Origin of the sequence: Lentzea kristufekii, from assembly GCF_033949925.1 — a bacterium.
Classification (GTDB): Bacteria; Actinomycetota; Actinomycetes; order Mycobacteriales; family Pseudonocardiaceae; genus Lentzea; species Lentzea kristufekii.
Genome location: NZ_JAXAVV010000020.1, coordinates 160,322 through 171,098 on the forward strand (window position 1 = coordinate 160,322; position 10,777 = coordinate 171,098).

Annotated in this window: 14 protein-coding genes; 11 read left to right on the plus strand and 3 right to left on the minus strand. The window is 67.1% G+C overall.

The genetic code is table 11. The features are described from left to right. Nucleotides 1-24 precede the first annotated feature (24 nt). The 5 genes from SK571_RS33790 (at nucleotide 25) to SK571_RS33810 (ending at nucleotide 4,887) form a co-directional block, all read left to right on the plus strand. Nucleotides 25-1,131 (plus strand): PucR family transcriptional regulator, encoded by a 1,107-nt coding sequence (locus tag SK571_RS33790; protein WP_319988161.1) that lies wholly within the window; start codon nucleotides 25-27, stop codon nucleotides 1,129-1,131. Between the two features lie 132 nt (nucleotides 1,132-1,263). Further along, the gene (locus SK571_RS33795) at nucleotides 1,264-1,695 is read left to right on the plus strand and encodes an NfeD family protein (protein WP_319988162.1); all 432 of its coding nucleotides are present in this window, start codon (nucleotides 1,264-1,266) and stop codon (nucleotides 1,693-1,695) included. A gap of 3 nt (nucleotides 1,696-1,698) precedes the next feature. Beyond that, complete coding sequence (locus tag SK571_RS33800; RefSeq protein ID WP_319988163.1) at nucleotides 1,699-2,742, plus strand: SPFH domain-containing protein; 1,044 nt, start codon at nucleotides 1,699-1,701, stop codon at nucleotides 2,740-2,742. Nucleotides 2,743-2,877: 135 nt separating this feature from the next. After that, the gene (gene nhaA / locus SK571_RS33805) at nucleotides 2,878-4,185 is read left to right on the plus strand and encodes a Na+/H+ antiporter NhaA (RefSeq protein ID WP_406602071.1); all 1,308 of its coding nucleotides are present in this window, start codon (nucleotides 2,878-2,880) and stop codon (nucleotides 4,183-4,185) included. Nucleotides 4,186-4,308: 123 nt separating this feature from the next. After that, nucleotides 4,309-4,887: an NAD(P)-binding protein gene (locus tag SK571_RS33810; protein ID WP_319988165.1), complete on the plus strand. Its 579-nt coding sequence runs from the start codon at nucleotides 4,309-4,311 to the stop codon at nucleotides 4,885-4,887. A gap of 81 nt (nucleotides 4,888-4,968) precedes the next feature. Here the strand turns inward: SK571_RS33810 and SK571_RS33815 are convergent, their stop codons facing one another. Next, nucleotides 4,969-5,625 carry a hypothetical protein gene (locus tag SK571_RS33815; RefSeq protein ID WP_319988166.1) on the minus strand — a complete coding sequence of 219 codons (657 nt, stop codon included), beginning with the start codon at nucleotides 5,623-5,625 and terminating at the stop codon, nucleotides 4,969-4,971. Between the two features lie 630 nt (nucleotides 5,626-6,255). Between SK571_RS33815 and SK571_RS33820 the strand changes: the two genes are divergently transcribed. The 3 genes from SK571_RS33820 to SK571_RS33830 are packed head-to-tail and all read left to right on the plus strand — an operon-like array spanning nucleotide 6,256 to nucleotide 7,213. Next, entirely contained in the window at nucleotides 6,256-6,480 is a 225-nt protein-coding gene (locus tag SK571_RS33820) for a DUF3188 domain-containing protein (RefSeq protein WP_319988167.1), read from the plus strand. A gap of 58 nt (nucleotides 6,481-6,538) precedes the next feature. Next, the gene (locus tag SK571_RS33825; protein ID WP_319988168.1) at nucleotides 6,539-6,826 is read left to right on the plus strand and encodes a hypothetical protein; all 288 of its coding nucleotides are present in this window, start codon (nucleotides 6,539-6,541) and stop codon (nucleotides 6,824-6,826) included. A 42-nt stretch (nucleotides 6,827-6,868) separates the two neighbouring features. Then, nucleotides 6,869-7,213, plus strand: a complete 345-nt coding sequence (locus SK571_RS33830; protein WP_319988169.1) for a DUF3040 domain-containing protein — start codon at nucleotides 6,869-6,871, stop codon at nucleotides 7,211-7,213. 106 nt (nucleotides 7,214-7,319) lie between these two features. Here SK571_RS33830 and SK571_RS33835 read toward each other — a convergent pair whose 3' ends face one another. Both SK571_RS33835 and SK571_RS33840 read right to left on the minus strand, forming a co-directional pair. Then, a complete protein-coding gene (locus SK571_RS33835; protein ID WP_319988170.1) occupies nucleotides 7,320-7,514 on the minus strand; it encodes a hypothetical protein in 195 nt (64 codons plus the stop codon). Further along, nucleotides 7,511-8,167, minus strand: coding sequence for a class I SAM-dependent methyltransferase (locus SK571_RS33840; RefSeq protein ID WP_319988171.1), 657 nt, complete (start codon nucleotides 8,165-8,167; stop codon nucleotides 7,511-7,513). The genes SK571_RS33835 and SK571_RS33840 overlap by 4 nt, the downstream gene beginning before the upstream one ends. 126 nt (nucleotides 8,168-8,293) lie before the next feature. Here SK571_RS33840 and SK571_RS33845 point away from each other — a divergent pair, with 126 nt between their 5' ends. Genes SK571_RS33845 through SK571_RS33855 form a run of 3 tightly spaced genes read left to right on the plus strand, consistent with a single transcriptional unit; the run spans nucleotide 8,294 to nucleotide 10,378 of the window. Then, nucleotides 8,294-8,728, plus strand: a complete 435-nt coding sequence (locus SK571_RS33845) for a DUF3592 domain-containing protein (protein ID WP_319988172.1) — start codon at nucleotides 8,294-8,296, stop codon at nucleotides 8,726-8,728. 7 nt (nucleotides 8,729-8,735) lie between these two features. Further along, on the plus strand, nucleotides 8,736-9,215 hold the full coding sequence (locus tag SK571_RS33850; RefSeq protein ID WP_319988173.1) for a cation:proton antiporter regulatory subunit: 480 nt from the start codon (nucleotides 8,736-8,738) through the stop codon (nucleotides 9,213-9,215). Nucleotides 9,216-9,217: 2 nt separating this feature from the next. Further along, a complete protein-coding gene (locus SK571_RS33855; protein ID WP_319988174.1) occupies nucleotides 9,218-10,378 on the plus strand; it encodes a cation:proton antiporter in 1,161 nt (386 codons plus the stop codon). The last annotated feature ends 399 nt before the right edge of the window (nucleotides 10,379-10,777 follow it).

Consider the following 10,777-nt stretch of genomic DNA (forward strand, 5'->3'; position numbering starts at 1 on the left):
CACCTGAAATGCCGAGGAGGGCACATGGCCAAGCAGACCACCAGGCCGACGTCGGCCGACGTCCCGGAGTTCGTCCGGACCCTGCGGGAGATCAGCCTGGCAGGAAGAGCCCTGTCGGTGCAGGAGAGGCACGAGCTGCACAACGCGGGTGCCAGTGCGGCAGAAGAAGGCACAGCGCTGCGAGATCTGATCACGGGGCATCTGGGAGAGATGTGGCGGTCCTGGGCATCCTTGCCCGGTGTCACGGCCGCCCAGACGACCGACGCACTGACACGGGTCGGCGAAGCCGTGATCCGGGCGGCGGAGGACTCTGTCGGGGAGCTCACCAAGGGCTACGAGGAAACTCAGCGCTGGACGGTGCGCAGGGAGGAGTCCCTTCGACGCGAGTTCGTCGACGATCTTCTCACCGGACGCGACGTCGGCCAGCTCGCGGAACGTGCCGAACGCTATGGGCTGAGGCTCGCGGGCACCAACGTCGTGGCCGCAGCGTGCTCGTCCAAGCCTTTCCTCGATTCGGATGCGGCTTCGGCGGACGTCCAGTCCGCCATGAGCCTGCGCTTCAGCTCCCGCCACGTGCTCGTTGCCGTGCGAGAAGGTCTGCTCGTGTGTGTGGTCCCGCACGATCTCGCAGGAGCACCAGAGGAGTTCGCCCGCCGCGTCGGCGAGGTCGTCGAACGGGGCTCGCAGTGGCGGGTCGGTCTCGGCCAGCCCCAGTCCGGTCCTGGCGGCACCGTCCGCTCGTTCGAACAAGCACGCAACGCACTGGAGCTGGCAGACCGCCTCGACCTGACCGACCGGTTGGTCAAGGCCGCGGATCTCCTCGTCTACCAGGTCCTCCTGCGCGACAGCGCGGCACTGGGCGAACTGGTCACCGCCGTGCTGGAACCGCTGCGACAGGCCAGAGGCGGAGCCGAACGCCTGGTCGACACGCTGAACGCCTACTTCGCTTCGGGACGGGTGACGACCGGCACGGCGCAGGCTCTGGGTATCGGCGTTCGCACGGTCACCTACCGCCTCGACCGCGTCCGCGAGCTGACCGGGTACCGCGCCGACGATCCGGCTCAGGGGTTCACCCTCCAGGTCGCGGTGCTCGGCGCGCGCCTGCTCGGCTGGCCGAGCCCCGCACCGTGATTGCCGGGCGTCGGCAGTCAGCGGCGCCTGAAATGGCCGGGCTGGTACCTGTGCTGGAGCGTGAAACGGACCGACGATGGTGGGGAGACGTCGTGCGTTCGAGGCGTACCTCCACCTAGGGAGGGTCGCACCATGGATCCCTGGCTCGTCTGGCTGATCGTCGCGCTGGTGCTGGCCATCGCCGAGATCTTCACGCTCACCGCGGCGCTCGGCATGCTCGCGGTGGCTGGATTCGTCACGGCAGGCACGGCGGCGATCGGCCTGCCGGTTCCCGGTCAGCTCGTGGTCTTCAGCGTCGTGTCCGCCGCTGGTGTGGTCCTCGCCAGACCGGCGGCGCGGCGGATGATGCTCCAGCCCCGGCTCGAGAGATTCGGCATCGAGGCGTTGGTGGGCTCGTCCGGCTACGTGCTGCGTGAGGTCAACGGCCACGAGGGTCTCGTGCGGATCCGGGGCGAGGACTGGACGGCCCGCCCGTACGACGAGTCCATCGTCATCCCCGCCGGAGCCACAGTCGACGTCCTGCACATCGACGGCAGCACCGCCGTCGTCTACCCACGGGAGTGAGCCATGTCCACACTGCTCGTCGCCGGACTCGTGCTCGCGATCTTCGCGGCGTTCACCGTGCTGCGCGCCGTGCGCATCGTGCCGCAAGCCCGCGCCCGCAACGTCGAACGTCTGGGCCGGTACCAGCGCACCCTCACGCCCGGCCTCAACTTCGTCATCCCTTACATCGACCGCGTCTACCCGCCGATCGACCTGCGTGAACAGGTGGTCTCGTTCCAGCCGCAGCCGGTGATCACCGAGGACAACCTGGTCGTGCAGATCGACACGGTGCTGTACTTCCAGGTCACCGATCCCCGGTCCGCCGCCTACGAGATCGCCAGCTTCCTGCAGGCGGTCGAACAGCTCACCGTCACCACCCTGCGCAACGTCGTGGGATCCATGGACCTCGAGAAGACCCTCACCTCGCGCGACACGATCAACAACCAGTTGCGCGGCGTGCTCGACGACGCGACGGGCAAGTGGGGCCTGCGGGTCAACCGCGTGGAGATCAAGGCCATCGATCCGCCCCAGAGCATCAAGGAGGCGATGGAGAAGCAGATGCGTGCCGAGCGGGACAAGCGGGCCGCGATCCTGACCGCCGAGGGACAGCGGCAGTCGCAGATCCTCACGGCCGAGGGTGACAAGCAGGCCGCCGTGTTGCGCGCCGAAGGCCACCGGGCCGCCACCATCCTCGAGGCGGAGGGCCAGTCCCGCGCGATCGACCAGGTCTTCCAGGCGATCCACCGCAACGATCCGGACCCCAAGCTGCTCGCCTACCAGTACCTCCAGGTCCTGCCGCAGCTCGCGCAGGGCGAGGGCAACACGTTCTGGGTCATTCCGAGCGAGGTCACCACAGCACTGCGCGACGTCTCGAAGGCGTTCTCCGAGACTCTGCCGCGATCGGCCGCCGCCACGACCGACGACGCCGTCGAGGCGGCCACCGCACAGGCGGAGAAGGACGTCGCCCAGGCGGGCGAAGCGGCAGCGATCGCAGTGGCCGACGCCGAAAAAGCCTCCGAAACGGTGCCGGCGCGCAACGGGCTCGAGCCGGAACTGGCGGATCGCTGAACACGCGAGGACAAGATCACGTGAACGGGGCGGCACGCCCGATCGTCAGGTACGGTCGGGTCGTTGCCGTGGCGAACGGCATGGTGTGCCGGGAAGTCTGGTCGGCGTTGCGGCCGACGACACCCGGAGTGAGCTTTGAACCACGTGAAGACCCGGTTGTTCAGTCGTGGTTCCTGGCCCGAGGCCAGGCGCATCTCCGACCTGCTGCGCCTGGAGACCGTCGGTGGCGTCATCATGCTGGCCGCCGCCTCCATCGGTCTGATCTGGGCGAACTCTCCGTGGGCGTCTGTCTACGAGACCTTGCGGTCCGTGGAGTTCGGTCCCGAATCGCTGCACCTGCGGCTCAGCCTGGCCGAATGGGCGTCCGACGGTCTGCTGGTGATCTTCTTCTTCGTGGCCGGCCTGGAGCTCAAGCGCGAGTTCGTCGCCGGTGACCTGAAAGATCCCCGGCGCGCCGCCGTTCCCGTCGCGGCGGCGTTCGGCGGTGTCGCGATACCCGCGCTGATCTACGCCGGGATCAACCTCGGCGGCGGCCCCGCGCTGGCAGGCTGGGCCATCCCGACCGCCACGGACATCGCGTTCGCACTCGCCGTGCTCGCGGTGATCGGTCGCTGTCTCCCGTCGGCCCTGCGCACCTTCCTGCTCACCCTCGCGGTCGTGGACGACCTGATCGCGATCGTGATCATCGCGCTCTTCTACACCGACCACCTGTCGTTGCTGCCCCTGGCGTTGATGTTCGTCCCGCTGACGCTGTTCACCTTCCTGGTGCAGCGCAGGGTCCGATCGTGGTGGCTGCTGATCCCCCTGGCCGTGGCGACGTGGGCGCTGATGCACGCTTCAGGTGTCCACGCGACCGTGGCGGGTGTGCTGCTCGGCTTCGCCGTGCCGGTGATCCGCCGCTGCGGTGAAGGCCCGGGACTCGCCGAGATGTTCCAGCACCGCTGGCAGCCGCTCTCGACCAGCGTCGCCGTTCCGGTCTTCGCGTTCTTCGCGGCCGGTGTGTCCGTCGGCGGTCTGAGCGGGTTCGTCAGCTCGCTGACCGACAGCGTCACACTCGGCATCGTGCTCGGCCTGCTCGTGGGCAAGCCGATCGGCATCACCGCCGCCACCTATCTCGTCGCGCGGTTCACCAAGGCGGAACTGGACGACGACCTGGCGTGGATCGACGCGGTCGGACTGTCCATCCTCGCCGGCATCGGGTTCACCGTCTCACTGCTGGTCAGCGAACTCTCCTTCGGCGAGGGCAGCAGCGACTACAGCAATGCCAAGGTCGCCGTCCTTTTGGGATCGGTGCTCTCCGCCCTGATCGCGACCGTGATCCTGCGCATGCGCAACCGGGTCTACCGGCGCATCTACGAGGAAGAGAACCGCGACGCGAACAACGACGGGATCCCCGACGTGCATCAGGAAGCCGCGGGAAGCAACCGAACCACGAACGACTGACGCTCACGTCACCACGCTGGGTTTGTAACGCGGTGATGATCGCCAACGGTCAACCTTCCGTACGAAGTGTGCCGGGAAGACTGGTCGGCGGTTGATTTGCCGCGCCGCCACCCGGGAGTTGCAGTGAGCTCACACACCGTCCTCATCGGCTTCGGCGAGCGTGGCCAACAGGTGGTCAGCGCCATGTTCGGACCCCAGCTCCAAGCTCTGGCCGTGATCGACACCGATCTCGCTCGCGCCAACCACATCTCGCAGCGCGGCGCCCGGCCGGTGATCGGCAACGGCACCGATGTCGTCGCGCTGCGCGAAGCCGGCGTCCCACGCGCGATGCGGGTGATCGTCACGGTGGCGGACGACGCGGTCGCCTTGCGCGTGCTGTGTGCGGTCCGCTGGCTCAACGAGCATGCGATCGTGGTGATCGCCTTCCATGACCCGCAATGGCGGGAACTCGGCCTCTATCTCGGCGCCGATCACGTCGTGGTGGACGAGGCACCGCTGGAGGACTTCACACGTGACCCTGGAGACCTGGTGCTCGTCGAGCGAGCCGTCCTCGCGAGCGAGGTCGGCCTGCATCTGTCCGAATGCGCACCGAGGATCCTCGCTGCCGTGCGCGGCAGCGATCATCGCTGGCGTGACCAGCCCCGACCTCACGTGTTGCGCGCGGGCGACCGGCTACTCGAACTCTGTACCAAGTACGCGTGAGCGGCACGTACATGGGAACCATGAGCCCGATCGTGGAGGAGGGGCTGCTGGCCCAGCTCGCCGACATGGCCGGGGCGTGAATCAGTTCGTTCCCAGTGCCCACAGTTCCCGGCGACGGTTCAGCAGTTCGGTGACGAGCACCGAATCGTGCACGGGGATGAGCCACTCGTCATCGATGGACGTCAGCAGGACGGCCGGTCCTGCTTGGGCGTACAACGTGATACCTCCGGGCAGAACGGTCCACGGCCGCAACTCGGGGACAACGGGCAAGGTCACCCGCATGACGCGAATGAGATCTCGGAACGGGACCGACCTGTCCAACCGCGAACCCCGGCCACGGCCCGCGTGCAGGTACACGGTCCACTCGACGCGGTCACGATCGACGACGATCTGAGCCGACACGAGTTCAGGGCCGTTGACCGCGGCCCGCACATCGAGCGTCAGGCGCAGATCTGCTGATCCGAGTTCGGCGACAAGAGGCCCGAGCAGAACACGGCCAGCACGGTGAGCTGTCACGCACGTCGCGACCGCGACAGCCCAGCTGCCGAAGAACAAGACGGCCGGCCCGGTCAGCGCATCAAGTGTTCTGCTGGTGGCGATGCCGTAGGCGGGAATCGAGATGGACAGCTGCTGCACGCCTACCACGAGGAACGCCGCTGGCAGCCACGACGACGGATCAAGGGGGGTCTGGCGCCGGAGCCAGTAGCGCAACGCCAGCGCTGCGATAGCGATCGGCACCAGCGAAATCGCCGCCGACGAGATGATCGGCCAGGTGCGTATCCGCCATCCACAGACTGCGGCAGGCACCAGCCTCGCCCGACGACGGCGCGAACACCGTCCACGAAGGCCGGCTCAGCCGGTCCGGGATCGGATTCGACAACGGTGAAGTCAGTCGTGTGCCCGTTCTCGCGCAGCGTGGCGATGACAATGCCCGCACGCTGTATCCGACAAGCACGGTGTGCGAGTTCATCCCGGCTCTTCGGCGCTACACCACCGGACGGGTGCCGACCGCCGATCCTCCGGCCGGCACCCGATCCTCCGCCGCGGTATGCCACGGACACCCGCACCGGCAGATCAGTGTCCGTGTCGCCAGTCTTCCAGGAACTCGCGCCGCACAACCTTGCGAGATCCTGTCCATGAGCGGCCTCACCGTACCGTGACCTCGACGACGAGCGCCGTCCTCAATGCGCGACCGAGACGCTCTAAGTCCACTTAGGACATTGTTTCGCATCGACGTGATCAACTGTGCGATTGCCGAGACTCGGCAAGGAAGGGGCGTCGTACTTGCACAGTCGGACCATGTCGTTCGGCCACGGCACCAGCGAGGATAAAACAGGGAGACACCGAACTAGCGAAGGGTGAGCGGCCATGGACAAAAAACTCCGCTGGATCGCACCCAGCCTGGTCCTGCTGGCCGTGATCGTCGTACTGGCGACAACCGCTACCGACGGAAATCTCCTCAATTCGATTCTGGTCTTCTTGGCCATCGGCCTGCTGGTCGCGGGATACACGTTGCGCTACCGCGATCGCAGGCGGCTGATCTACCAGCGAGACAACGATCACCGAACGAGGGCTGAAATTGAGTCCATTTAAGACAGACGCACGACGTGGACTGCCCATCGTAGAGATGAAATGCACAGGAGGAAGCAGAATGACCGTCCAGGTCGAAACCTCGAACAAGGATGTCCGGGAGGTGTTCAACGGACTCGCGATCGAGTTCAGCGGTGTGCTGCCTCGGACCGTCGTCTCGAGAACAGTACTCGACGCACATCAGGACCTGGACGGACAGATCGTGCCCGATGCACTGGCCGAGATGTTGCACCACCTTGCCCGGCATCGGTTGGTGGCCCTGCACACTCCCGACGCTGAAGGACCGCGACGGGTACCGGCCGAAAGCTCTACCGCACCATCGCGGACGCCACAGCGGCAATGGCGCTGACGGCCACCACCGGCACGACATGTGCAATGCCGCCGTTGTGGCATGGAGATGAGCCGGCCAGCAGTGAAACGCGGCGAAGAGCAACGTCTGCGCGACATCGAGGCGTCCCTGGAACGTGAGGACCCGCTACTGGCCGCACGACTGACTCCTGACTGGTCGCCGTTCAGCACCCGAACCCTGGCCAGGTGCGCCACAGCCATGACAGTGGCGGGGTTCGGCATCGTGCTGATGGGCATGTTGTTCGGCTGGTTGTTCATGGCGCCAGGTGTCCTGATGGCCGTCGTCGGCTTCTCTCTGCGGCTCACCCTGCCAACCAGCACACAGGTGATGAACTTCGGCGAGAACGACGATGAGCGGGGCGACGATGACGAGAGCGCCCGGATCTGATCCTTCAACGGCGCACCGCGCGCAAAGACGCCGCAAAGCGCTCCTGAAGCAAACCAGCGGAACAAGACCGCACCACCTTCACAACCACGCTGGGCCAGCACGGCGTTCAGTCGCCGCCCTTCGCGCAGTACACGATGCGTTCAATTTCGGACACCGGCATCTCCCGGCCAGACGTGTGCACGTAGCGGGCCGAGAACTCCTGCGGGCCGAGTTGTTCCACCTGCCTCCACCAGTAGGGCTCGACGAACTCCGCCACCTCGTCCGGCATCAGACCGAACTTCCACACGCGACGCCTCGTCACAAACTCACGGTGACCTGCCTCTGCACCGAACATGGCAGTGCCGTCGAGGAAATCCCTGCGCAGAAAGGTGAAGACCAGCTCACTCCCGGCAGGTGCCTGTGCCAGGAAGTCGCTCGTACGGCGTCCTCCGTCAGGTACTGGGTGACCGCCTCCCAAACGAAGAACACTGGTTCATCATCGCGATACCCGCTTTCTGCAAGGGCGTTCGCGAGACTGTGCTCTTCGAAGTCCACCGGCACCAGGGTCAGCCGCGGAGGCACCGACCCGAACAAGGCGATCAGCCGGTCGTGTTTGACCTCCACGTTGGCCGGCAGGTCGACCTCGAACACCCTGCCGTCCCAGCCTCCACAACCGCGGGTGTCGAACCCCGCGCCGAGCACGACCGCCGTGCGCGACTTCGTGGCATCCAGACGATCGTCGATGTACCGCTTGCGGCACAACATGCTCGCCCATAAGCCGGGGATCTTCTTCTCCGTCGCGGAGACCAACGCGTTGCGCACCGGCCGCCAGCGTGCCGCAGCCACAGCAAGCCGACCCGACACGGGCAGGATCCGGACCGCGAGCTCGTCCCGGACGAGTGGATGCTCCTCGAACTGGTCCACGGCGGCGATGACCATCGGCCCCACGGCCGTTCCAGTGACAGCGGTGTTCACGAAGCCTCCTGTGTGTCGGCGTCGTTCAGTTACACGCCGACCAGGCTTCCCGGCACACCTGCCGGGGAGTCTACAACCACACCACGCTCGGGCTAGGGTGATTCAGCAGCAAATTCGGGGGGCCGCATGCGGCGAGCGTTGGGTCTGGTGGTGACAGGGCTCGTCCTGCTCGTCCTCTTCGCCGTCGGCACCGTCCTGCTCGACTCCCGCGCCGCGGATTTCGAAGCCCACGGGGTGCGCGTCGACGGCGAGGTGGTCGCCGTTCACCGTGGAATCCGCAACTCCTGGACGGCCGAAATTCGCTACGAGGCCGCTGGCGTGCCATGCGAAGGACTGGTACCGCTCGACCACACCGGCGCGACGGTCAGGCCGGGCGACCCCATCGTCGTGATTCACGATCCTGCCGATCACAAGCGCATCGCCATGCCGGGCGTACCCAACGCCCCGGAGTGGGCCGCCTCCCTGATGCCGCTGTTCGCGCTTGGCGGTGTGGGCCTCTTCGGCGGCGGTCTCATCAGAACGTTCCGCGCTGCTCGTGCCGGACGGCACGACCCGCCATGATTCCCTGATGGACGTCAACGAGGTTTTGTTGCCCGGAGTCGGCCTGCGGTATGAGTTCACCAACGCCGACGGTGACCACATCGGCATCGTCGCTCGCCGCGAGGGCAACTTCGAGGTCATCCGCTACGCCGCCGACGATCCGGACGAGGCACAGCCGCTGTTCCGGCTCACTACCGCCGAGGCCGACACCGTCGCCGAGATCCTCGGCGCACCCCGCATCGCCGAACGGTTCGCCGACCTCACCAAGGAGGTCCCCGGCCTCATCGCGGGCCAGGTCGTGGTCCCGGCCGCGTCCCCGCACGTCGGCAAGGCGCTCGGCACCACACGCGCCCGCACCCGCACCGGGGCCTCCATCGTCGCCGTCGTGCGCGGGGACACCGTCATCGCCTCCCCTGCACCCGACGAGCTGTTGCAGATCGGTGACGTCCTGGTCGTAATCGGCACCCACGACGGCATCAACGGCGTTCGGCAGATCATCGAGGCCTGATCTTGCACACCTCCCTTGCGTTGTTGCTCGAGCTCGGCGTTATCCTCGTCGGGCTCAGCGTGCTGGGCGCGGCCGCAAGACGGTGGTCCTTCTCCCCCGTCCCGCTCTACCTTCTGGCCGGCCTCGCTCTCGGCAACGGCGGCATCGCACCCGCGCCCGCCGCCGGCGAATTCGTCGAGGTCAGCGCCTCCATTGGCGTCGTGCTGCTCCTGCTCACCCTCGGCCTGGAGTTCAACACCGCCGAACTCACCCACAGCTTGCGCCGCCACATTCCGTCCGCGGTGCTCGACCTCGTCCTCAACGCCACACCTGGCGCGATCGCGGGATGGCTGCTCGGCCTGTCGTGGCCCGGCGTTCTCGCCCTTGCCGGTGCCACCTGGATCTCCTCCTCCGGCATCATCTCCCGCCTGCTCAGCGATCTGCGCCGCCTCGGCAACCGCGAGACACCGGCCGTGCTGGCGATCCTCGTCATGGAGGACTTCGCCATGGCGATCTACCTGCCGGTGCTCGTGGTGCTGGCCTCCGGCGGCAGCTGGTGGCAGGCCCTCATCGGCGTGGTCATCGCGATCGCCAGCGTGACCGCGGCGTTCACCGTGTCCCACCGCTGGGGCCACCACGTCAACCGCTGGCTCGCGCACCCCGACGACGAGCAACTCATGCTTCGCGTCCTCGGCACCACCCTCGTCGTCGCTGCACTCGCTGAGCTGGTGTCCGTCTCCGCCGCCGTCGGAGCGTTCCTCGTCGGACTCACCCTCACCGGCGAGACCGCCGAACGCGCCCGCGCCGTACTGGCACCCCTGCGCGACCTGTTCGCCGCCGCGTTCTTCCTCGCCATCGGCTTCGCCGTCAGCCCGGCCGAGTTGCTTCCGGCCCTGCCCGCCGCGTTCGGCCTGGCCGTCGCCGGGATCCTCACCAAGATCGCCACCGGTTGGTACGCCGCCCGCCGGGACGGAGTCGCGGCTCGAGGCCGCCTTCGCGCCGGCACCGCTCTCATCGCACGTGGCGAGTTCTCCATCGTGATCATGAGCCTCGCCGGTGCCGCCAGCCCCGGACTCGGTCCCGTCGTGACGGCCTACGTGCTCCTGCTCGCGACCATCGGGCCCCTCGTGACCCGCTGGTCCTGGCTTCCGGAACCACGCCGCCCGTCACACAAGCGATCGTGAGACAGCGGCTCTGTCGTGTCGTTCGCGTCGCGCCACCGGGTCCGCCGTGGAGGCAGTTCCCGAGCGCTGTCGCGTGTGGACGGTGAGACGTGCCGGCAGACCCCGCAGATGTGGACAGATCGATGGGTGCACGGGCGAATCGTGTTGATCAGTGACGCCGCGTCGCGTGGGAGCCTTCCACGACTTCGGTCTGGACGTCCTGCCCTGCACCGCCGCCCAAGTCCTCGCGCTCATCGCGGTATGGCTCTTTCCCGGATCAGCGCGGGTGTCGTGAAGGGGCGCGACCGCTGATATCGAGACACGCGAATAGATGTGGGGTAGGTCTGCGGCCGCAGACCTACCCCACATCTATTCGGTAGTGGCGGCACACCCACGCCATCGTCAGATCAGCAAGGCTTC

Coding starts and splice junctions, on each gene's coding strand:
- SK571_RS33790 (WP_319988161.1), top strand. CDS start 25: ATGGCCAAGCAGACCACCAGGCCGACGTCGGCCGACGTCCCGGAGTTC.
- SK571_RS33795 (WP_319988162.1), top strand. CDS start 1,264: ATGGATCCCTGGCTCGTCTGGCTGATCGTCGCGCTGGTGCTGGCCATC.
- SK571_RS33800 (WP_319988163.1), top strand. CDS start 1,699: ATGTCCACACTGCTCGTCGCCGGACTCGTGCTCGCGATCTTCGCGGCG.
- SK571_RS33820 (WP_319988167.1), top strand. CDS start 6,256: ATGGACAAAAAACTCCGCTGGATCGCACCCAGCCTGGTCCTGCTGGCC.
- SK571_RS33825 (WP_319988168.1), top strand. CDS start 6,539: ATGACCGTCCAGGTCGAAACCTCGAACAAGGATGTCCGGGAGGTGTTC.
- SK571_RS33830 (WP_319988169.1), top strand. CDS start 6,869: ATGGAGATGAGCCGGCCAGCAGTGAAACGCGGCGAAGAGCAACGTCTG.
- SK571_RS33845 (WP_319988172.1), top strand. CDS start 8,294: ATGCGGCGAGCGTTGGGTCTGGTGGTGACAGGGCTCGTCCTGCTCGTC.
- SK571_RS33850 (WP_319988173.1), top strand. CDS start 8,736: ATGGACGTCAACGAGGTTTTGTTGCCCGGAGTCGGCCTGCGGTATGAG.